18 protein-coding genes and 1 tRNA gene are annotated in these 21,514 nt (G+C 37.8%); 6 read left to right on the top strand and 13 right to left on the bottom strand.

Annotated features, from left to right (window positions below):
• Positions 1 to 155: 155 nt before the first annotated feature.
• From AC1EK4_RS01415 to galE, 9 genes are all read right to left on the bottom strand, one after another.
• Entirely contained in the window at positions 156 to 2,720 is a 2,565-nt protein-coding gene (locus AC1EK4_RS01415) for a BatD family protein (protein ID WP_480356748.1), read from the bottom strand.
• Positions 2,721 to 2,762: 42 nt separating this feature from the next.
• The gene (locus AC1EK4_RS01410) at positions 2,763 to 3,443 is read right to left on the bottom strand and encodes a tetratricopeptide repeat protein (RefSeq protein ID WP_480356747.1); all 681 of its coding nucleotides are present in this window, start codon (positions 3,441 to 3,443) and stop codon (positions 2,763 to 2,765) included.
• Positions 3,440 to 4,468 carry a vWA domain-containing protein gene (locus AC1EK4_RS01405; protein WP_480356746.1) on the bottom strand — a complete coding sequence of 343 codons (1,029 nt, stop codon included), beginning with the start codon at positions 4,466 to 4,468 and terminating at the stop codon, positions 3,440 to 3,442. Before AC1EK4_RS01405 ends, AC1EK4_RS01410 begins: the two co-directional genes overlap by 4 nt.
• Before the next feature lie 30 nt (positions 4,469 to 4,498).
• Positions 4,499 to 5,497, bottom strand: coding sequence for a vWA domain-containing protein (locus tag AC1EK4_RS01400; RefSeq protein WP_480356745.1), 999 nt, complete (start codon positions 5,495 to 5,497; stop codon positions 4,499 to 4,501).
• A gap of 1 nt (position 5,498) precedes the next feature.
• On the bottom strand, positions 5,499 to 6,584 hold the full coding sequence (locus AC1EK4_RS01395; RefSeq protein ID WP_480356743.1) for a hypothetical protein: 1,086 nt from the start codon (positions 6,582 to 6,584) through the stop codon (positions 5,499 to 5,501).
• A gap of 2 nt (positions 6,585 to 6,586) precedes the next feature.
• Positions 6,587 to 7,456 carry a DUF58 domain-containing protein gene (locus AC1EK4_RS01390; RefSeq protein WP_062432374.1) on the bottom strand — a complete coding sequence of 290 codons (870 nt, stop codon included), beginning with the start codon at positions 7,454 to 7,456 and terminating at the stop codon, positions 6,587 to 6,589.
• 50 nt (positions 7,457 to 7,506) lie between these two features.
• A complete protein-coding gene (locus AC1EK4_RS01385; protein WP_036898670.1) occupies positions 7,507 to 8,502 on the bottom strand; it encodes an AAA family ATPase in 996 nt (331 codons plus the stop codon).
• A gap of 186 nt (positions 8,503 to 8,688) precedes the next feature.
• Positions 8,689 to 9,231 carry a 30S ribosomal protein S16 gene (locus tag AC1EK4_RS01380; protein WP_062432368.1) on the bottom strand — a complete coding sequence of 181 codons (543 nt, stop codon included), beginning with the start codon at positions 9,229 to 9,231 and terminating at the stop codon, positions 8,689 to 8,691.
• Between the two features lie 146 nt (positions 9,232 to 9,377).
• A complete protein-coding gene (gene galE, locus AC1EK4_RS01375; RefSeq protein WP_036898675.1) occupies positions 9,378 to 10,415 on the bottom strand; it encodes a UDP-glucose 4-epimerase GalE in 1,038 nt (345 codons plus the stop codon).
• Positions 10,416 to 10,602: 187 nt separating this feature from the next.
• Here galE and AC1EK4_RS01370 point away from each other — a divergent pair, with 187 nt between their 5' ends.
• Both AC1EK4_RS01370 and AC1EK4_RS01365 read left to right on the top strand, forming a co-directional pair.
• Positions 10,603 to 11,508 carry a hypothetical protein gene (locus AC1EK4_RS01370; RefSeq protein WP_156431008.1) on the top strand — a complete coding sequence of 302 codons (906 nt, stop codon included), beginning with the start codon at positions 10,603 to 10,605 and terminating at the stop codon, positions 11,506 to 11,508.
• Complete coding sequence (locus AC1EK4_RS01365; protein WP_480356741.1) at positions 11,505 to 12,701, top strand: GH25 family lysozyme; 1,197 nt, start codon at positions 11,505 to 11,507, stop codon at positions 12,699 to 12,701. Before AC1EK4_RS01370 ends, AC1EK4_RS01365 begins: the two co-directional genes overlap by 4 nt.
• Before the next feature lie 235 nt (positions 12,702 to 12,936).
• Here AC1EK4_RS01365 and AC1EK4_RS01360 read toward each other — a convergent pair whose 3' ends face one another.
• The gene (locus tag AC1EK4_RS01360) at positions 12,937 to 15,246 is read right to left on the bottom strand and encodes a transglycosylase domain-containing protein (protein WP_036898681.1); all 2,310 of its coding nucleotides are present in this window, start codon (positions 15,244 to 15,246) and stop codon (positions 12,937 to 12,939) included.
• Positions 15,247 to 15,389: 143 nt separating this feature from the next.
• Here AC1EK4_RS01360 and pyrB point away from each other — a divergent pair, with 143 nt between their 5' ends.
• The 4 genes from pyrB to AC1EK4_RS01340 all read left to right on the top strand — a co-directional run bounded on the left by pyrB (position 15,390) and on the right by AC1EK4_RS01340 (position 18,596).
• Positions 15,390 to 16,337, top strand: a complete 948-nt coding sequence (pyrB, locus tag AC1EK4_RS01355) for an aspartate carbamoyltransferase (protein ID WP_480356739.1) — start codon at positions 15,390 to 15,392, stop codon at positions 16,335 to 16,337.
• A 5-nt stretch (positions 16,338 to 16,342) separates the two neighbouring features.
• Positions 16,343 to 16,807 carry an aspartate carbamoyltransferase regulatory subunit gene (pyrI, locus tag AC1EK4_RS01350; protein ID WP_036898707.1) on the top strand — a complete coding sequence of 155 codons (465 nt, stop codon included), beginning with the start codon at positions 16,343 to 16,345 and terminating at the stop codon, positions 16,805 to 16,807.
• Between the two features lie 50 nt (positions 16,808 to 16,857).
• Complete coding sequence (glyA, locus tag AC1EK4_RS01345) at positions 16,858 to 18,138, top strand: serine hydroxymethyltransferase (protein WP_480356737.1); 1,281 nt, start codon at positions 16,858 to 16,860, stop codon at positions 18,136 to 18,138.
• 370 nt (positions 18,139 to 18,508) lie between these two features.
• Positions 18,509 to 18,596: transfer RNA gene (locus tag AC1EK4_RS01340), tRNA-Ser, on the top strand.
• A gap of 54 nt (positions 18,597 to 18,650) precedes the next feature.
• Here AC1EK4_RS01340 and AC1EK4_RS01335 read toward each other — a convergent pair.
• Genes AC1EK4_RS01335 through AC1EK4_RS01325 form a run of 3 tightly spaced genes read right to left on the bottom strand, consistent with a single transcriptional unit; the run spans position 18,651 to position 21,408 of the window.
• A complete protein-coding gene (locus AC1EK4_RS01335) occupies positions 18,651 to 19,232 on the bottom strand; it encodes an IMPACT family protein (RefSeq protein WP_036898689.1) in 582 nt (193 codons plus the stop codon).
• A 3-nt stretch (positions 19,233 to 19,235) separates the two neighbouring features.
• A complete protein-coding gene (locus tag AC1EK4_RS01330; protein ID WP_036898691.1) occupies positions 19,236 to 20,486 on the bottom strand; it encodes a DUF1015 domain-containing protein in 1,251 nt (416 codons plus the stop codon).
• A gap of 4 nt (positions 20,487 to 20,490) precedes the next feature.
• Positions 20,491 to 21,408, bottom strand: coding sequence for an NAD(P)-dependent oxidoreductase (locus AC1EK4_RS01325; protein ID WP_480356735.1), 918 nt, complete (start codon positions 21,406 to 21,408; stop codon positions 20,491 to 20,493).
• Positions 21,409 to 21,514 lie beyond the last annotated feature (106 nt).

Below are 21,514 nucleotides of genomic sequence, written 5' to 3'. Positions count from 1 at the left end.
CGAGAAAGAATATTGCAAAGTATAATGGAATCCATGTATACCCTAATGTAGAATATTGCATGAGATGGTCTAATAACAGATTGTTACTGCTATTAAAGCTATGTAATATATTTATATCAATCTGATTGATATTACTGTAATCCATTATATAAGAATTATATCTTTTCGATAGAACTTGATGGTATCCATCCCTCACGACCATCATCTAATTTAATATTCCACCAATTTTTCATGCCTTGGTCAATAATATCTACTCTAGTTCCCTCATGGATAATAAATTGACTTGCATTATTTTGTGTAGGGGTTTTATAAACTGATACCGAAGGACTTATAACTATTGCCCCTGTAGAGTTTTGCAGATTATATTTTTGCTGGTACGAGAAGACCATACTAACGATAAAAAGACATAAAAAGCAAATCGAAGCATAGAAGCCGCCTTTTCGGAATAATAATTTATTAGAGAATAGGTATAGCAATAAGAATGCTAAAAATCCTATTAACGCTATGATGGATATATAAGCCCAATTGTCAACACTCGTAAAATTCACACATGATTTGTACCACGTTATAAAGAACATTTCATTGTCTTCAGCAATTTTATCAATAGTCTTACTTCTGGCAAATTGTAAATTGAAGCGTATATCCTTATTTCCCGGTTCTAATTGTAAAGCACGTTCGTATGACAGTACAGCATGTGTAATATCATTCGTACGATAGTAAGCATTTCCAAGATTATAATAGAGCAAAGCATTTTTGTGACCCTTTAATAACTGGGTGTATTCTTTGATTGCTAATTGATAGTCACCTGTTATATATGCCTTATCTGCCGTATCTTTATTTGCAGCTATAGTAGTACCAGGAAGTAATGAACCAAGAAGTATTAACAGAATAATAAAATGAGTATTATATCTCTTCTTATTCATGACATTCTCTATATTTGTAATGGCTGTCATAGCTGCATTAAAAGTCTTATTCATATTACCTGTTACATCTCCTGGGGCATATCGTTCATATTCACATTCATCTATTGCTGTAATGAACATAGAGATGGTAGCATCATCTACATTATAGCTTTGTAACTTTTCTGATATATTCTCACGAGAAAGTTTTTCTACAGGAATATTTATTTTGTCACCTACATATCCCCATAAAGCCCTTAGAACTTCGTCATAGAATTCATTATCCCTATTGGCTTCCATTAAATTCTTGGCTTTCTTTAATCTCTTATTGGCAACTTTATTAGCTTTTCTCCCTTTAGAAGCAATGATGTCAGCATTTTCTTTTGCTTGTTTCCTGAAAACAACTGATAATATGCCAAATGTGACAATAGGCAATATCAAGAATAGCCAATAACTAAGAGAATCAAAGAAACTTTGATGTATATCGTAGGAATCTACATTCCCACGTTTAATATCTCGAATATCATTTTCCTTCATACTGAAGTCTGAAATCGTACTATTAGTACCATTACCTTTTGAAACCTCTAAGTTGAATGATTGAGTTGATATTGTCTTGTATGAATTTGAGGAAATATCATAATAAATAAACTCGATAGCTGGAATTTTATATTGCCCAACATTCCTTGGTACTATGATATAATCGTATACCATACTGCCTTCCACACCTTGAGATGTCAATTGAGTTTTATCAGTTATCTTAGGAACATATTTATCAAAGTCTTTTGGTAATTTTATTTCAGGCTGTTTTATCAACTTTAGATTACCGACTCCACTAACAGCTACACGCAACTGAACTGGTTCGCCTGTCTTTATTTGGCTTTTATTTAATTGGGCTGATATTTTGAAAGTTCCAACACCACCGGAAAAATCCATGGGACGTGTAGGAAGTGGCAATACTTGTACATCAATACTTGGCGCAACGATGTTCCTCTTAACCTCCACATATCCAGAACCTCCATTAAAGAATGCTTCTAATGGGTCTACATTTCTATTTTGTTGAACAACAATGCCCTTGAAAGTAATACTAGGAATCGTTAATTTCCCTGTAATTTGGGGATACATGACATATTGACTCCATGTTACACACCTATAATTCCTACCATTAACTTTTTCTACATGGAAGTTTTTTTGTTGTGGTAATTTTATTTCTTGTGTATGGAAGCCTGTTAGGTCGGGCATTTTTCCTTCTAATTGTGTAAGATCAAGTAACGTATATACCTTATAAGTTAATAGTATTGGTTCTTGTTCATGTACCACCCTTTTATTTGCGCTCACTTTGATAAACAAATCATTACCCGATATTTGGGAACCAGCACTACGCATCTGTGCATTATTGTCTTCATGCATCTGAGAACTGGTTGTATTTCGGGCATGTCCGGATACTTCTACTTTAACAGCATGTGATACTATTTTCTTCCCATTAACGGTAGCAACAGCAGAAGGAATTGTATATATACCATTTTTAGCTGCATATAAGGTATACGTATATGTGATGGATGATGAACTACTTGCTCGTCCATTAATGATTTGATAACTAGATTGTGAAGATGTATATGGCCCTGCCAGGACCTCAAGAGCAGATGGTATGTTACCAGCTCTAAAGTCATTAACGTCTTGTGTTGGAATAGTATAGGAGAGTCTAAAATTCTCTCCAACAGCTACTTGATGTGGAACAGAGACGGAAATTGTTTGTGCAACACTTTGCATGTTCCACAATATCATATATAATACGCTTATAAAAAAAGATGCTCTCTTAGTCATTAAATATCTTTATTATAATGTTTTTATAGGCAACTATTTCTGTTACCAATTCTTCTGCAACTGTTTAGATTTTGGCTGTTGCATGGCTTTTTTTAAACGTTGTTGAGTATTCTCTTCCTGTTGCATCGCAGCATTTAATAGTTGTTCTGCATTACTTTTACTCATACTCTGTTTGTCTGGACTCTCTTTTTTAGATTTGCCTTGCTTATCTTTATCTTGCTTATTATTTTTATTTTGTTTATCCTTATCTTTTTTATCTTTGTTCTGCTGGTTGTTCTTGGGCGGTTGATTCTTTAATAACTTCTGACAAAGAGCTAAATTATATCTAGTTTCATTATCTGAAGAATTGTTCCTTAAACTCTCTTTGTATGCTTCAATTGCTTCCGCATATAATTGACGTTTCTGACATATAACCCCTATATTGTGATATGATTTAGATTTGCGGATTTTATTTGTTTCCATCTTTCCCGCATTTTCAAACTGTACAATCGCAGCAGAGTCTTTTTGTTGAGCAAATAGTGCATTTCCTAGGTTATATACCGCTTGCGCATTACGGGGATTTTGAGATATTGCTTTCCTATAAGAAACTTCAGCTTGAACATATTGATCTGTATGAAATTCCTTATTCCCTTTACTAATATTTCGTCTATCAGCTTGTGCATATATGGAATTGCTTCCTATGATACTAAGCAAACAGCACAATATCAATTTATTTATATTCATTTATGTTCTCTTTTAAACAAATGGTAAGACTTCAAATGTCGATTTTTTGCATTGAGTATACAAACGTCTATAATTAATAGAATCAACAAAATAATACCAAAAGCCTGAAATTGTTCGGCATACTGGCTGTATATCACAGAGTCCGTTTCCCCTGTTTGTAATTTAGTAAGTTCTGAATTCAATTTCTCTTGTGCATCGCTGGTATTGTCGACATGTATATATGTACCGCTTCCTGCCTCGGCTATTTGTCGACACATAGTTTCATTCAATGCTGTCATAACTGTATTACCAGCATTATCTCTCAGATAGCCACCCTCTCTCAACGGTATTGGTGCCCCTTTGGGATCTCCAATGCCAAGGATAAATACATTGATTCCTTTTTGATGGGCTGCTTTAGCTGCCTCGGTAGCACCTCCCTCATGGTCTTCACCATCTGTAATAACTATGATAGCTTTTCCAATATTTGATTGTTGGGAGAAACTATTAGTAGATATTTTAATAGCTTCTGCTATGTCAGTACCTTGTGTGGCTATCAGTGATGGATCTATATTCTGCAAAAACATTTTGGCAGAGACATAATCGCTTGTTATAGGTAATTGCACAAATGCGTCTCCAGCAAAGACAACTAATCCTATCTTATCATTGTTAAAATGGTCGACAAGATTTTCTATAAGAAGTTTACTTTTGGCCAAACGAGAGGGAACTACGTCTTCTGCAATCATAGAGTTACTTATATCCAATGCTATAATTGTCTCTATCCCTTGCCGCTTCTCGTGACTAATTTTGGTGCCCATCTGCGGACGGGCTAACATAAGTATTAATATAAATAAGGCCGCACACAATAACCAAAACTTTAAATTAGGGCGCAATTTAGAATAGTTTGGCGATAATTGTTTAATAAGAGCTATATCGCCGAGCCGTTTAAGTTTGGTTTTACGTTGTTTCCATGCAATTCCTTGCCATAAAAGTAAAGCCGGAATAATACATAAAAACCATAAATATGTGGGATCTTCAAATCTAATCATAAAAAATCAATCAGTATTTTTTTATTACCTTTAAGGAAGTCTCCTCAATACTATATATTGTGTGAGTATTTCCAATAATAGGAATATGAATGCAAAAAGGACGAATGGTTGGAATGCCTCGTATCTTTTAGAGAATTGCTTGACATCCATCTTCGTTTTCTCCAATTTATCAATATCTTTATATATCTGCTTTAATTCATTATTATTGGTAGCTCTATAAAAGTTCCCATCCGTCGTTATTGCTATCTCACGTAATGTTTTTGTATCTATTTCTACCGGCATATTTACATATTGTACTCTACCGGCAACATTCATGGGATAGGGAGCAACTTTATTGGTGCCTACTCCGATTGTATATACCCTTATTCCTAAGCTCTTAGCAATCTGTGCTGAAGTCATTGGCGACAAATCACCCATATTATTACTACCATCAGTTAACAGAATCACAACTTTACTTTTTGCTTTGGAGTTCTTTAAGCGTGAAACTGCATTTGCCAGTCCCATACCGACAGCTGTTCCATCAGAAATTAAGCCTCTCGCAGCAATATCTGTTCTTACATTATGTAAGAGATTGGCTAAAGATGCATGATCGGTCGTCATAGGGCATTGTGTAAAAGCTTCACCAGCAAAGATTGTCAAGCCTATATTATCATTAGGACGATCGGCAATAAATTCCGCAGCAACATTTTTTGCAGCTTCTATACGATTGGGCTTCAGATCTTCAGCAAGCATAGAGGTTGATACATCCATAGCCATCATTATATCAATACCTTCTACCAATTTGTTATTCCATGAATGACGAGTTTGAGGTCTCGCCATAGCTACTACAATCAATGTAAATGTTATACACCTTAATATCATAGGGGCATGGATAAGTCGCATTCTCCAACTCTTATGAACATATTTATAAGCGAATGTATCGCTCATCCTTAAAGTTGGCTCAGAATCTTTCCTGTATAAGAAATACCACAAGATATATGGTATCAATAATATCAATAATATAAAATATTCCTTATTTGCAAATTCCATATCAGCCAATTAATTGATAAATAGCATACATGATATATCCGAAGAGAATCGCAGCAAATCCTATAACAACACTAATTGTTGTTTTAATAATGACGCGCTGTTTCTTAGATTCCAATTCGTTCTCTGTCAGTTGTGGAACTATACGTTCTTCTTTCGGTTCAATATTCTGTTTGGTGCTGTCTATAAAATTGACAGCATTGACTAAATTCAAATCATTTTCATTGATTAATGTCGAGTATTTGGCAAATTTTACTAAGTCTGCAGTCTCAAATAAGTTATGAAGTTCGTTTAGCATTACTTGATCTCCATTATCGTGCAATTTAGAAATAATTTCACTACTTGTCATTTCCATTGCACTGAATCCGAAACGCTCTTGGATATACAATCTCAATGTGTCGGTCAATTTTGTATAATACTCCTTCGTATTTTCTGATATATCCATCTTGTCAGATTTAATCTTCTCTATCTCGTGAAGAGCTTTCTGATGAGGTGGTATATGTTTAATTATCCTTATCTTTGTGATAATAGGTTTGTTTTGTTTTAGTCTTACATATAGGTATATGGCTGATATACAAAGTAAAAGCAATAATATGCTCAAGAAAAATAAAGGAGCCCATTCACTCCATAAGAATGGATTGGACTGAACATCTTTTGGTGGATAAAACTTGTTAGGATGAAGAGTATCCACATCAATTGTCAATACTTTTAGTGCAAGAGGATTACCTTGAAAGTTCTTTCCATTGATTAAAACCTTGATAGCAGGGATGGCATATAGCTTTTCTGAGAAAGCTGTCAGCGTAATAGTTTTGGAATATTTGCTTTGGTTGTCATCAGCATCAGTAAGCACGACAGGACTTGATTCAATGATCTCAAGTCCGGGAACAATTTGCTTGGCAGACATTAGCTTTGGAAAGGTGACCTTACTTCCCCTTGGAGCTGTTATGTCAATAGTGAGATGCGCTTGTTCACCTATTAAAATAGATATAGAATCTATCTTTTGAACAACTTGTACTTGTCCAAAAGTAGAGACTGGAAAGAGCCCAATAAAAGCAATACTTAATAAGAAACTTTTAATCCAAACGTGCATAATCAATTCCTTTGCTTAAACAAATACATGAGAGACTTTACATAATCTTCATTTGTTGCTACAGAAATCCAATCAACTTGTCCCTTTGCAAATAATTGTTTCAAGACTCTTTGTCTTTGATTCCAATATTGGGTATGGGCATTCCTAACGAGTTTGGAATTGGTGTCTATTATCATCTCATGACCTGTTTCCGCATCCACGATATTTACCAAACCTACATTTGGTAATGCTTTTGCACATTGGTCATAAACTTGAATAGCCACTACATCGTGCCGTCTACTTGCAATAAGAAGTTCTTTTTCGAATGATTTTTTATCATAGAAGTCGCTTATGACAAATGCAGTAGTTCTATGTTTCATCATCCGTGAAAAGTAAGAGAGAGCGAATGATATATCTGTCTTACGACTCTGAGGCTGGAAATCCAACATCTCTCTGATAATGAAGAGAATATGTTTCCTGCCTTTCTGAGGCGGAATATACTTTTCTATTCTATCTGAGAAAAAGATTGCCCCTATTTTGTCATTGTTTTGGATCGCACTAAATGCCAATGTCGCAGCAATCTCTGTAGCCAAATCTCGTTTCATCTGGATTTGTGTCCCAAACTCAAGGCTACCGGAAACATCTATCAGCAGCATGGCTGTCATTTCCCGTTCTTCTTCGAATACCTTAATATATGGATGGTGAAAACGTGCCGTGACATTCCAATCGATGTCACGAACATCATCACCAAACTGGTATTCTCTGACTTCAGAGAAAGCCATTCCCCTACCTTTAAAGGCTGAATGATACTGTCCGGCAAAGATGTTTTGACTCAAACCTTTGGTCTTTATCTCAATCCGTCTTACTTTTTTTAGAATATCGCGAGTTTCCAAAATGAATTCTATGATTGATAAATCTTAAATATAACTACAATGAAATTCAATTATGGAACTTCCACCTTATTGATAATCTTTGATACGATTTCCTCTGTAGATACATTATTGGCTTCTGCTTCGTAGCTTAGACCGATACGGTGCCTCATGACATCATGCACGATAGCTCTCACGTCTTCAGGAACAACATATCCACGATGTTTGATGAAAGCATAAGCCCGTGCAGCATTTGCAAGATTAATACTAGCTCTAGGACTACCACCGAATGTAATCAAATCCTTTAATTCCGGTAGTTGGTATCTCTCCGGGAATCTGGTAGTAAATACAATATCTGCGATATATTGGGTGATTTTATCATCAATGTATACTTGATTGACGATAGAACGAGCCCTAACAATGTCGTCCAAAGAAGTAACAGGCGCTACCGTCCCCCAATCCGACGACAGATTCTTACGGATAATGAGCTTCTCTTCTTCTAAAGTTGGATAGTCAATAACCACTTTCAACATAAAACGGTCAACTTGTGCTTCTGGCAATTGATAAGTACCTTCCTGTTCAATTGGATTCTGGGTAGCCATAACCAAGAATGGATTTGGCAATTTGAAAGTGTTGTCACCAATTGTTACTTGATGCTCTTGCATAGCTTCCAATAAAGCACTCTGTACTTTGGCTGGAGCACGGTTAATTTCGTCTGCAAGAATAAAGTTTGCAAAGACCGGGCCTTTTTTTACTTGAAACTTCTCATCTTTTTGAGAATATATCATTGTTCCGATAACGTCAGCCGGAAGTAAGTCTGGAGTGAACTGTATTCTGCTAAAATCTGCGGCTATCAATTGAGAAAGTGTTTTGATAGCCAAAGTCTTAGCTAGTCCGGGGACACCCTCCAATAGAATGTGTCCATCGCTAAGTAATGAAATCAGCAAACAGTCTACGAGGTGTTTTTGCCCTACTATTACTTTATCCATACCTTGTACAAGGTTGGTAATAAAGCCACTCTGTTGTTCAATTCTTATATTTAATTCCCGAATGTCAATAGATTCTGCCATATTGTAATTTTGATATATTATGTTACGCAAAATTACAATAATAATAGAAGAGAGGCGAAAGTGAGAGACTAAAAAAGTATAAAAACAAAATCGTCTCTATTAAAATAAGAAAACAGCTATAAAAAGAAAGAGAGTAGAAAGATATATCTTTCTACTCTCTTTTTGTTATTACTTTGAAAGAAGTAATTAAGCTTCTGCAGGAGCAGCTTCTTCAGCAGGTGCTTCTGTAGCTTCCTCTGTAGCTTCAGCAGCCTGTGTCTCAGCAGCTAATGCTGCTTTCTTGTCTGCAACTTTCTTTGCAATAGCTTCGTTCATCTTCTTCTCTGCTTCCAATGCAGCGGCAGCTAGACTTTTCTTTGTGTCTGCAACCTTTGCGCGTACAGCGTCTACGCCTTGAGTCTTTTCGTTCTTCCAAGCGTCGAACTTCTGCTGAGCGGTAGCTTCATCGAAAGCGCCTTTCTTTACACCACCACGAAGATGCTTCATGAGGTATACACCCTCATTCTTCAAAATTGTACGTACAGTGTCTGTAGGTTGAGCACCAGTCTCTACCCAATAGAGAGCACGTTCGAAATTCAAATCTACAGTAGCCGGATTGGTATTAGGATTGTAAGTACCAATCTTCTCAGTAAATTTACCATCACGTGGTGCACGAGCGTCAGCGATAACAATACCGTAGAAAGCGTAGCCTTTACGACCGCCGCGCTGTAATCTGATTTTTGTTGCCATTTAATTTATTTATTATAAGGTTTGAATTTTATGCTATCAACTCGTAATAGCGGTGCAAAGGTAATTCTTTTTATGGTCTAAGAACTACTTTGTATTGATTAGAAACATGATGTTAATTATTATTAACAAATAACACTGTCAAAACCTTACATAACTCCGTCTTCACGCAGTTTTAATTGCCACTTCCATGCACTGGCAAGTACATCTTCCAATGGAGTATCTGCTTTCCAACCAAGAACTTCATTGGCTTTGCGTACATCTCCCCAAACCTTTTCAATGTCTCCTTCACGACGTGGGCCGAACTTCCAATTCAATTTGACACCTGTAGCTTTCTCAAAACCTTGTACAATCTCTAATGTCGATTCTCCCTTGCCGGTGCCAACATTAAAGTATTCCAAAGGTTCTGTTTCTTTTTCAAGTACACGTTCCATGGCTTTCACATGGGCTTTAGCCAAATCAACAACATAGATATAGTCGCGGATACATGTACCATCCGGTGTAGAATAATCGTTTCCAAAAATAGTGATTTCTTTTCTAACACCAATTGCCGTTTGTGTTACAAATGGAATCAAATTGTTAGGAGTGCCATTGGGCAATTCGCCAATTAGGGCAGATGGGTGAGCACCAATAGGATTGAAATAACGCAAGATAATGCTCTTTACATTAGCTCCACTATGAATATAGTCTTGAATAATCTCTTCGTTTATCTGCTTGGTATTACCATAGGGGGACAATGCTTTCTGGATAGGTGCAGATTCTGATACCGGTAGATTCTCAGCAGTTGGCTGCCCATATACCGTACAACTTGATGAGAATATAATACCTTTCACATTGTATTTTGGCATTAGTTCAAGCAAATTGACTAGTGAAATGACATTATTTCGATAATACATCAACGGCTTTTCTACACTTTCCCCAACTGCTTTTGATGCTGCAAAGTGAATAATACCTTCTATCTTAGGATATTTTTGAAATACTTTCTCTGTTGCCTCATAGTCTTTCAAGTCTACATTTTCGAACTGGGGACGGATGCCTGTAATCTTCTCGATACCATCAAGAACTTCGATTTTAGAGTTTGACAGATTGTCTACAATGACAACTTCATAGCCTGCTTGCTGTAATTCTACAGTAGTATGAGAACCGATAAATCCTGTGCCACCTGTTACCAATATTGTCTGTTTCATCTTATTGATTATTTAAGTAAATTGATTGAGTGGCAAAAATACGCAAAAATACGCTTTGTTGCAAATATTACATGCCAAAATACTTTGTATGACAGAACTTTTCTCATCTATACGAACGTATGTCTTATTTTTAGACTAACTTTGCATAAAATTGGAAATTATTATTATCTGTCTACTAAGGAGAAAGATGAAGCGCTTATTATGGCTTATTGGCATCCCCATATCAATCATTTTAGTATGGGTGATTTTTATTGTTGTTCGGTGTTGGCCGGGAAATGAACGGCAATTAACTTCTTCATTGGTTACAATGAAAAGAGTCTCTTATTTCACATTGTTATCAAATCATTCTCCCATTCTTTACTTCTCCTCTCTTCGTGATGATTCTCTAATGGAGCATCCTGCATGGAATAAGGATTCCATTATTACGAGTACGCAAATGTATCATGGATTTTGGATAAAGCCTTCATGGCTCTTTCCTGTTTGTAAAGGGAGAATGGTGGCTGCCATAGATTCTGTAAAAACGGTCTATAATGAGCAAGAAACTGTGCTTATTGTGAAAAAGGAAATCAACCGTTTGCAGAAAAAACTGAGGGATCTTGATGCACAGAGAGATGAATACAGATATTATTTGAAGGTTCACAGCGTGAAAGACGAAGGATATGAATTGGTTGCGAAACATGCAACTATAAATCATTCACGAATGGATACGATTCAACACGTTTTGCGTTTACTATCAGCTCATGTTTCCAATAAGAAATTAAAAATCAACAGAATTGATCAATACCATGCCTATATACGCCATTCGCAGAAATCAGCTTCTATAGAATGCTCTTTAGTAAGATATGGGACAAAAGGACAAATCGCATTGATGCAAACTATTGATAAGAAGACACCAAAAGATGTTTTTGCTATTAGCATTATACCGTATGCAAGCATGTTCTGGCAAGGAGTTCTCTCGCTAAGCAGTCGGGATTCTCTTCCTGTGCCGACTGCATTGGGAGAATGTGGTGCTCCTATCTTTACTAAGTATGGTAACATGGTTGGTATGAAGTTAAACAAAGGTGGCGTTGACTCTAAAGATATTTTGAAATGAAGAATTCAGCAATAGCAATTGGCTTTCTTACTATATTTTCTTTTTGGGGATGTAAAGGACTATCTACTGGTAATACGACAACCGTTGAAAAAGGGGATACAACCTATATAGGTAGTATCGTTGATGGAGCATATTCCGGATATGGAATGTTGTTGTGGCATGACAGCATCATATACAGAGGCGAATGGAGAGCTAATAAACGCCAAGGATATGGAGAATTTACAGATTCTATAGGGAGACACTATATTGCAACATGGGAAAATGATACGCTTGTAGAGGGAAGTCGGAAAGATTCTATAGGTATATATACGGGACAATTCAATCAATTCGGACAAGCTTGTGGCCATGGCGTGTATCGCGGTAACGATGGTTCATATTATGAGGGACATTGGATGAATGATCGACAAGATGGATTTGGCGTGGGAATGACAGCTCGCCACGCATTAAAATCAGGAGAATGGAGACAAGGAGTATTCAGAGGCGAACGAATGACATATACTTCTGAGCGTATATATGGAATTGATATATCCAAGCACCAGCATATCATTGGCAAAAAGCGATATGGTATTAACTGGAATAATCTACGTATTACTCATTTAGGAAGTCTTAGTAAAAAGCGAATACAGGGATATGTTGACTATCCTATATCGTATATATACATCAAGAGTACCGAAGGAACAACCGTGCGTAATAAGTTTTATAAATCTGATTATATAGAGGCTCATCGGCATGGTTATCATGTCGGGGCATACCATTTCTTCTCTACAACGTCTGACGCACGGGCACAAGCTCTTTTCTTTTTGAAGCATACACTCTTTCGCAACGGTGATTTTCCACCTGTTTTGGATGTAGAACCATCGCATGCGCAAATACAAAAAATGGGTGGAACAACGGTACTATTTAATCATGTTCGTACTTGGTTGCGTATCGTTGCAGCTCATACACACCAAAAACCGATTCTTTACATTAGCCAGTCTTTTGTAAATAGGTATTTGAAAGAAGCTCCCGACATCAAGCGCGATTACCAAGTGTGGATAGCCCGTTATGGTGAATACAAGCCAGATGTGAGATTGATTTATTGGCAATTGAGCCCTGATGGTCGGGTCAACGGGATTAAGGGCGAAGTCGATATCAATGTGTTCAATGGTTATACGGCAGAGTTCAATCAGTTCATAGAGAAATATGCCTTATAGCAATGAAGCTGTTCCTGCCTCAATCTATTTGCCTCGATAAAAGGAAAATGTTTGTTGCTGATGATAGGTAATACTTTATTCCTTTTGGGGAAGATAGGAATATTATTTCATTTATATTTTCTTGATTCAATGCAAAGTCTCAACAGAATTGCTGTTCAAATGTATCAGCAGTGCTGTTAAGACTTTGCAATATTGCTGCCTTGGCTTTGCAGCCAAAGGTGGGTAGGCCTCTACCCTATTCAAAAACTTCGTCTATGCCGTTGAAATCGTCTTCCGGAATATTGGCGCAAGGGTTATATCCTTCTGGTAAACCGAATTTTACTTGGGTATCATAGCCTAGACTACGGTCTCTATAAACCTTTTTCATATAGTAAGCCCATATAGGAAGAGCCATTGTAGCACCCTGCCCCATCTGCATGTTTTTGAAATGGATGTCGCGGTCTTCACCTCCTACCCATACACCACTAACCAGTTGGGGAGTAAATCCTACAAACCATGCATCGCTATTGTTATTGGTAGTACCGGTCTTACCACCTATCTCGCCCTCTAGATTGTATTTATAACGCAGGCGACCGGCAGTACCTCCATCTACGACCGCTTGCATGAGAACCAGCATTTTGTTGGCGCTCTCGGCACTAATCACCTCGTTCATTCGAGGCTGGAAACGTGCAACGATATTTCCTTCATTGTCTTCTATGCGTGTAACAAATAAAGGTGAGGTTCTAATACCGTGGTTGGCAAATGTGGTATAAGCACTTACCATTTCGGCAACACTTACATCGCACGGACCAAGGCATAGCGACATGGATGGATGGATATCCGGATTGTTGATGCCAAAATCATGAAGTGTGGAAACAAATTGTTGAGGATTAAGCTTAGACATCAAGTAAGCTGATATCCAGTTGTTGGACTGTGAGAGTCCCCATTTCAGTGTTACCATTTGTCCATATCGACTTCTGCTAGCATTTCTTGGTGTCCACGGGCGGCCGGCTACCATGTATGTATGTTGCACATTGGGTGCTTGGTCGCAAGGAGAGAAACCATTTTCCATTCCAAGGGCATAGAGGAAAGGCTTGATGGTAGAACCAACTTGTCTTCTACCACCGGTTACCATGTCGTACATGAAGTGGGTAAAGTCCATCCCACCCACATAAGCTTTCACATAACCATTCTTTGGATCCATACTCATAAAGCCTGCACGTAAGAATGATTTATTATAGCGGATTGAGTCTATCGGACTCATGAGCGTATCAATATCGCCATGATAGGTGAATACAGTCATCTCGGTCTTGGTACGAAAAGATTCATCTATCTCTGCATCGGAAGCACCATGAGCCTTCAATATGCGATAGCGCTCACTCTGACGAACGGCTCGTCGCATAATATCTTTTACTTGCTGTTTGGTTAAATCGCCGGAAAACGGTGCATCAGGATTGTTCAGATTACTTTTATCGAACTCCTTTTGCAGGTATTGAGCTACATGTCCATACATGGCTTCTTCTGCATATCGCTGCATTCGACTGTCGATAGTCGTGTATACTTTCAGCCCGTCTGAGTAGACATTATAGGGTGTTCCATCTTTCTTGTAATTCTTGTTACACCATCCGTATAAGGGATCATTAGCCCATGCTATGGAGTCTATCGTATATTGCACTTTATTCCAAGAAGGATAATCGTTGATGTTGGGTTGAGAAGCCATCATATATCTGCGTAGGAAATCGCGGAAATAAGTGGCAGTTCCATCCTTATGATCCATGCGATGGAAATTTAATGCCAATGGCTCATCACTATATTGATTGTACTCGGCAGTAGATAAATAACCGGCTTTCTGCATTTGTGACAATACCACATTTCTACGTTCTACACAGCGTTCGGGGTATCTGACCGGATTGAACAATGAGGGATTTTTACATAATCCAATGAGTGTGGCGGCCTCACAAATGGTAAGGTCGCTGGGCTCTTTATCAAAATAGGTGTTAGAAGCGGTCTTGATACCAACAGCATTATGTAAAAAGTCGAAATAATTGAGATAGAGCGCAATGATTTCTTCTTTGGTATAATTACGCTCCAATTTGACGGCTATCACCCACTCTATCGGTTTTTGGAGTACACGCTCTAGCGTGCTGTGGGCTACATCAGAAAATAATTGTTTGGCTAACTGCTGAGTTATGGTAGAACCACCGCCTGCAGAAGTCTGTCCGAATAGTCCACGTTTAATGACAGCGCGCCCTAATGCGATGAAGTCTATGCCTGAATGGTTGTAGAAACGAACATCCTCCGTAGCAACCAAGGCTTTGACCAAGTTTGGAGATATTTTTGAATAGGGAACGACAATACGGTTCTCTTTGTTGATATTCCATGTGCCAATGACTTTACCATCAGATGAAAAAACTTGTGTGGCAAAGCGATTGATAGGGTTTTGCAAATCGTCTATTGGCGGCATATAGCCTATCCAACCATTCCAAATGGCGGTAAAAGCTAAAACACATGCTATTATACCTGTAGCCAATAGTCCCCATAAGAGATGTATGAAAGTCTTTCTCATTATAGTCAAAATGTCTATAGATAACTTGACAGTATATCTTTTTATTTTTGGCAAAAGTACAACTTTTCTCACAATTAAGTGGCTTGAATTAAAAAATATGAGTAATTTAGCAAACGAAAACGGAACTATCAATCGCATTTTAGATGGAGAAACATAACTTTGTAACAATTGCCGATCTGACGAAGGAGGAAATCCTTTATTTAATAGAGATGGGGCAAGAGTTCGAGAAGCATCCCAATAGAGAGATTCTGAAAGGGAAAGTAGTAGCAACATTGTTCTTTGAACCTTCTACAAGAACGAGGTTGAGTTTTGAAACAGCAGCAAACAGACTAGGAGCTAAAGTCATAGGTTTCAGCGATGCGAAAGCATCTAGTGTTACCAAAGGAGAGACGTTGAAAGACACGATACTCATGGTAAGCAACTACGCAGACGTTATTGCGATGAGACATTACATCGAGGGGGCTGCTCAATATGCCTCGGAAGTAGCTCCTGTTCCGGTAGTCAATGCGGGCGATGGTGCCCATATGCATCCTTCACAATGTTTGCTTGATTTGTATTCTATCTATAAGACCCAAGGAACATTAGAAAACTTGAATATCTATCTTGTCGGTGATTTGCGATACGGGCGTACGGTTCACTCACTCATCACAGCCATGCGCCACTTTAATCCAACTTTCCATTTCATAGCTCCGCCTGAATTAGCCATGCCAAAAGAGTATAAGATTTACTGCAATGAACACCATATTCACTATGTAGAACACGAAGATTTCAATGAAAACGTCATAGCCGATGCCGACATTCTCTATATGACACGTGTACAAAAGGAACGTTTCTCTGATTTGATGGAATATGAACGTGTTAAGAATGTATATATCCTACGCAATGATATGTTGGGTAAGGCGCGCCCAAATATGAAGATTATGCACCCACTGCCACGCGTGAATGAAATTGCATTCGATGTAGATAATAATCCGCATGCATATTATATTCAACAAGCAAAGAACGGATTGTTTGCAAGAGAGGCAATATTCTGTTATTGTTTGGGAATAACATTGGACGATGTTAAGGCCGATAAAACTATCATTGATTAATGAAAATGGAGATGAACAACAAGAAAGAAAGATTGGTTGCTGCTATTGAGAACGGCACTGTTATCGATCATATTCCGGCCGATAAGACTTATCAGGTGGTAGCATTATTGGAGTTGGAAAATCTAGATTCGCCCGTCACTGTTGGTAATAATTATGCTTCAAAAAGGTTTGGACGCAAAGGTATTATCAAAGTCTCAAATAAGTTTTTTACCGATGAGGAGATTTCCAAGTTGAGTGTCATATCACCTAATGTCGTATTAAATATCATCAAGGACTACGAAGTAGTAGAAAAGAAGACGGTTCGCACTCCTGATGAGTTGAAGGGCATTGTGAAATGCAACAATCCCAAATGTATTACGAATAATGAGCCCATGCAAACTATATTCCATGTGGTAGATAAAGAGCATGGAGTGTTGAAGTGTCATTATTGTGATAAAGAACAATTTATTGACCAAGTAAAATTGGTATAGTTGTTTCAAATATAGGTATAGTTTAATTTTTACATATTATTATTGCCACAATGAAAAGAGATCAAGAAATTTTTGACCTTATTGAGAGAGAACATCAGCGTCAGCTTAAGGGTATGGAACTGATTGCATCTGAAAACTTCGTAAGCGATGAGGTGATGCAAGCTATGGGTTCTTACCTTACAAACAAATATGCGGAAGGACTTCCCGGTAAACGCTATTATGGTGGATGTCAGGTTGTTGATGAAGTGGAAGATTTGGCACGCGAACGTGTAAAGAAGCTTTTTGGAGCGGAATTTGCAAACGTGCAACCTCACTCTGGAGCACAGGCTAATGCAGCTGTATTCTTCGCCGTATTGAAACCTGGTGATACTTTCCTAGGGCTAAACCTTGCTCATGGTGGCCACTTGTCGCATGGTAGCAGCGTCAATACCTCTGGTATCCTTTATAACCCTATTGGTTATAATCTTGATAGAGAGACGGGAAGAGTTGATTATGATGAGATGGAGAAGTTGGCACTCGAACATAAGCCGAAGCTGATTATTGGTGGGGGTAGTGCATATAGTCGTGAATGGGACTATAAGCGTATGCGTAAGATTGCAGACGAGGTGGGTGCTTTGCTCATGATTGATATGGCTCACCCTGCAGGATTGATTGCTGCTGGACTTCTTGATAACCCTGTTAAATATGCACATATTGTAACAAGTACTACTCATAAGACTTTGCGTGGTCCTCGTGGCGGCATCATCTTGATGGGTAAGGATTTCCCAAATCCGTGGGGAGAGACAAATAAAAAAGGCGAAGTGAAGATGATGTCACAGCTTTTGAATTCAGCTGTATTCCCCGGAATCCAAGGTGGACCACTAGAACATGTGATTGCTGCAAAGGCTGTTGGTTTTGGTGAGAACCTTCAAGATTCTTGGAAAGTATATGCAGCTCAAGTTCAGAAGAATGCAACTGTGCTTGCTGACGAATTAATGCAGCGCGGATTTGGTATCGTTAGTGGTGGTACAGACAATCATTCTATGTTAGTGGATTTGCGTTCTAAGTATCCAGATTTGACAGGAAAGATTGCAGAGAATGCATTGGTTGCTGCTGATATTACTGTCAATAAGAATATGGTGCCATTTGATACAAGAAGTGCTTTCCAGACAAGTGGTATCCGTTTGGGGACAGCTGCTATGACAACTCGTGGCGCCAAAGAGGATATGATGAAGCTCGTTGCAGAACTCATAGAAGAGGTTTTGAATAATCCGGAAGATAGTCAGACTATTCAACGAGTAGGTGAGAAAGTGAATGCAGCCATGAAGGATTATCCTTTGTTTGCATTCTAATAAAACAAACAAAACAATTGTAGCAGTTTCTTGTCTGTAGAAGAAATAGCTACAATTGTTCTATTAACTGAACTGTTAAGGATGATAGTACAATACATTATAACATTTCTTATCATCACCCTAGCATTATCATTTGCGTTTTTTAGGCTATATACGACTTTTAAGCATGCAAATGATAAGTGTTATGGATGTAGTGGTTGTGCTATCCATGATCAGATGTTGAAAAAAAAGAAAAACTGTCGTGTTCTTTCTACTTCTATAGAAGGAAAGGAAAAATATAAATTAGTATCAAAAATAGGAAATTAGCATTGAAGTATTAGTTAATTTCCTTTGCTTTCTAAAATATTAATTGTATTTTTGCATGGCTTTTGGAAGATTGGCAGAGTGACCGAATGCGCTGGACTCGAAATCCGGTATACCCTTTTCGGGTATCGGGGGTTTGAATCCCTCATCTTCCGCATCAAGAGAATAGCTTTTTATAGAAAGTTGTTCTCTTTTTGTTTTGAAGTTTCTTAGATAAGCTTGCTGAGTTTATCTCTTAATAAATTAGCTTTACTCTTTTGAATAGCTAGGACTATTTCGCATGTGTTATCAAAGTTTTGTGAAACAATACGTGGATTTAGTTCCTTGATAATACGCATGACACTATTGAGCATAGGATAAGTGAAAGTGTAAGTAACGGTCTCTTCTATAGGCATGTATACAACTTCACTAGCACCAATAGCTTCTGCCGCAGCTGTACGGTATGCAACAATTAATCCCCCAGTCCCTAAATTTACTCCTCCGTAATAGCGAACAACAACTATTAATATATCTGTTAGTTCGTTAGAATTAATTTGCCCTAAAATAGGTTTGCCGGCAGTACTACTAGGCTCTCCATCATCATTGGCTCTAAATTCAGTTCTATCTGCACCAAGCATATATGCATAACAGATATGACGTGCATCATAATATTTCTTTTTATATTGACTTAATAAGGATTTAATTTCTTCAACAGAAGAAACGTGGTGAGAAAAAGCAAGAAACTTACTCCGTTTTTCAGAGTAAGTCCCCTCGCCTATTTTAGATGTTATAGTCTTAAATTCGTCTATCATTTATTAGTCTGAGAGTTTATGAATCACAAGGCCGGAACGTAACTTTGGTTCAAACCAAGTAGCCTTAGGTGGCATAATATTTCCACTATCGGCAATATCCATAATCTGTTTCATGGTAACTGGATATAATGCTACTGCCATACGCATCTCGCCACTATCTACCCGGCGCTTTAATTCTTCCAATCCACGCAGACCTCCAACAAAGTCTATACGTTTATCGGAACGAAAATCCTTTATGCCTAATATTTCATCAAATATGAGTCTAGACGAGATATCAACATCTAAAACTCCTATAGGATCTAGATCATTGTATGTGCCATCTTTGGCCTTTAAACTATACCATTGGCCATCAAGATACATAGAGAATTCATGTAGGTGTTGAGGTTTGTAATTTTCACAACTTTTCTTCTCTATATAGAAATTAGTTCCTAAGGCTTTTAAAAACTCTTCTGATGATAACCCATTAAGATCTTTCACAACGCGGTTGTAATCAAGTATTGTTAATTGACTAGCCGGGAAGCATACTGCCATGAAGTAATTATATTCTTCAGTTCCTTTATGATTTGGGTTGTTTTTTGCTTTTTCTGCCCCTACTAATGCCGCTGCTGCTGAACGATGATGACCGTCTGCAATATATAGATTAGGCATTTTGGCAAATTCTTTTGTAATTGTATTGATATCATCGTCGCTGGATATAATCCAAAACTGATGCCGAAAACCATCTATCGGTGCAATGAAATCATATTCAGGATTGGTAGATGTGTATTGTGCTATTAATTGGTTGAGTACAGCATTATCAGGATAAGCAAAGAATACAGGCTCAATATTCGCATCGCATACACGTACATGTTTCATGCGGTCTTCTTCCTTGTCCCGGCGAGTTAATTCATGTTTCTTAATAACACCATTCAGATAGTCTTCTACATATGCACCCACAACAAGACCATATTGGGTCTTGTTATTCATAGTTTGTGCATAGATGTAATAGTTTTCTTTGGTATCTTGTTTCAACCATCCATTATCTTGGAATTTCTGAAAATGGTTTGCAGCACTTTCATACACACGAGGATCATATTCCGATGTTCCTTGCTCAAAATTTATTTCAGGTTTGATAATATGATAAAGACTTTTTTCATTCCCCTTAGCTTCAAGGCTCGCTTCTTCGGAATTGAGAACATCGTATGGACGACTTTCTATATCTTCTACGTATTGTCGTGGTGGTCTGATGCCACGAAACGGTTTGATGATAGCCATGTTACTATTTATTTACTTGATATTTAGTGCATCCATCTTTGAAGAAAGCATTGATTTGCTTAGCCGCGGCAATGCCCGCATTCGTATTTGCTTCCGCTGTCTGAGCTCCCATTTTCTTAGGAGTAGTAAAATAACGTCCTTCAAATTGCTGGAAATCTTTATCTGCATCTGGTTTAATATCTGTGATATATTTAAGGTCAGCACGTTCTGAAAGTAATTTAATAAGCTCAGGTTCGTTGATAACTTCCTTACGAGCAGTATTGATAAGAATGCCACCCTTTGGAAGCTGATTGACAGTACGATAATCAATACTGTCCTTAGTTTCAGGAGTAGCAGGGATGTGTAGAGAGATAATATCACAGGTCCGAAATAGTTCGTCTTGGCTCTTTACAGCATGAACTCCTGCAGCCTCTATTGCTTCAGCAGGACAATATGCATCGTAAGCATAAATATCCATACCGAATCCTTTAGCAATCCGGGCTACATTGCGTCCTACGTTTCCAAAAGCAAGAATGCCTAGCTTTTTATCTTTTAGTTCGGTTCCGGCTTTTCCATTATAAAAATTACGTACTGCATAGACCAATAGTCCAAACACTAATTCAGCCACCGCATTGGAATTTTGCCCCGGAGTATTTTCTACAATAATATTCTTCTCTTTTGCATAAGCTGTATCAATAGAATCATATCCAGCACCTGCACGAACAACAATCTTGAGTGCTTTAGCTGCATCTAGTACTTCTGGTGTAACCTTATCCGAACGAACAATCATGGCATCTACGTCGTTGATAGCCTCAAGAAATTGTGAATTATCAGTGTATTTTTCGAGGAGAATTACTTGGTTTCCTGCACTCTCTATTTCTTTTTTAATACCTTCGACAGCTGTAGCTGCAAAAGGTTTCTCTGTTGCTACTAATACTTTCATGTCTTTTATGCGATTTAATGATTGAACAAATATAAACTAATAGTTGGGTGATAGTGTGAATGTCATATTCTATTATCGACAACCATACGCTAGCACCCAACCATTT

The sequence above is a fragment of the Prevotella sp. C0026C3 genome (assembly GCF_056590795.1).
The sequence above is the reverse complement of the archived record's forward strand: the minus strand, read 5'-3'. Positions and strand labels throughout refer to the sequence as shown.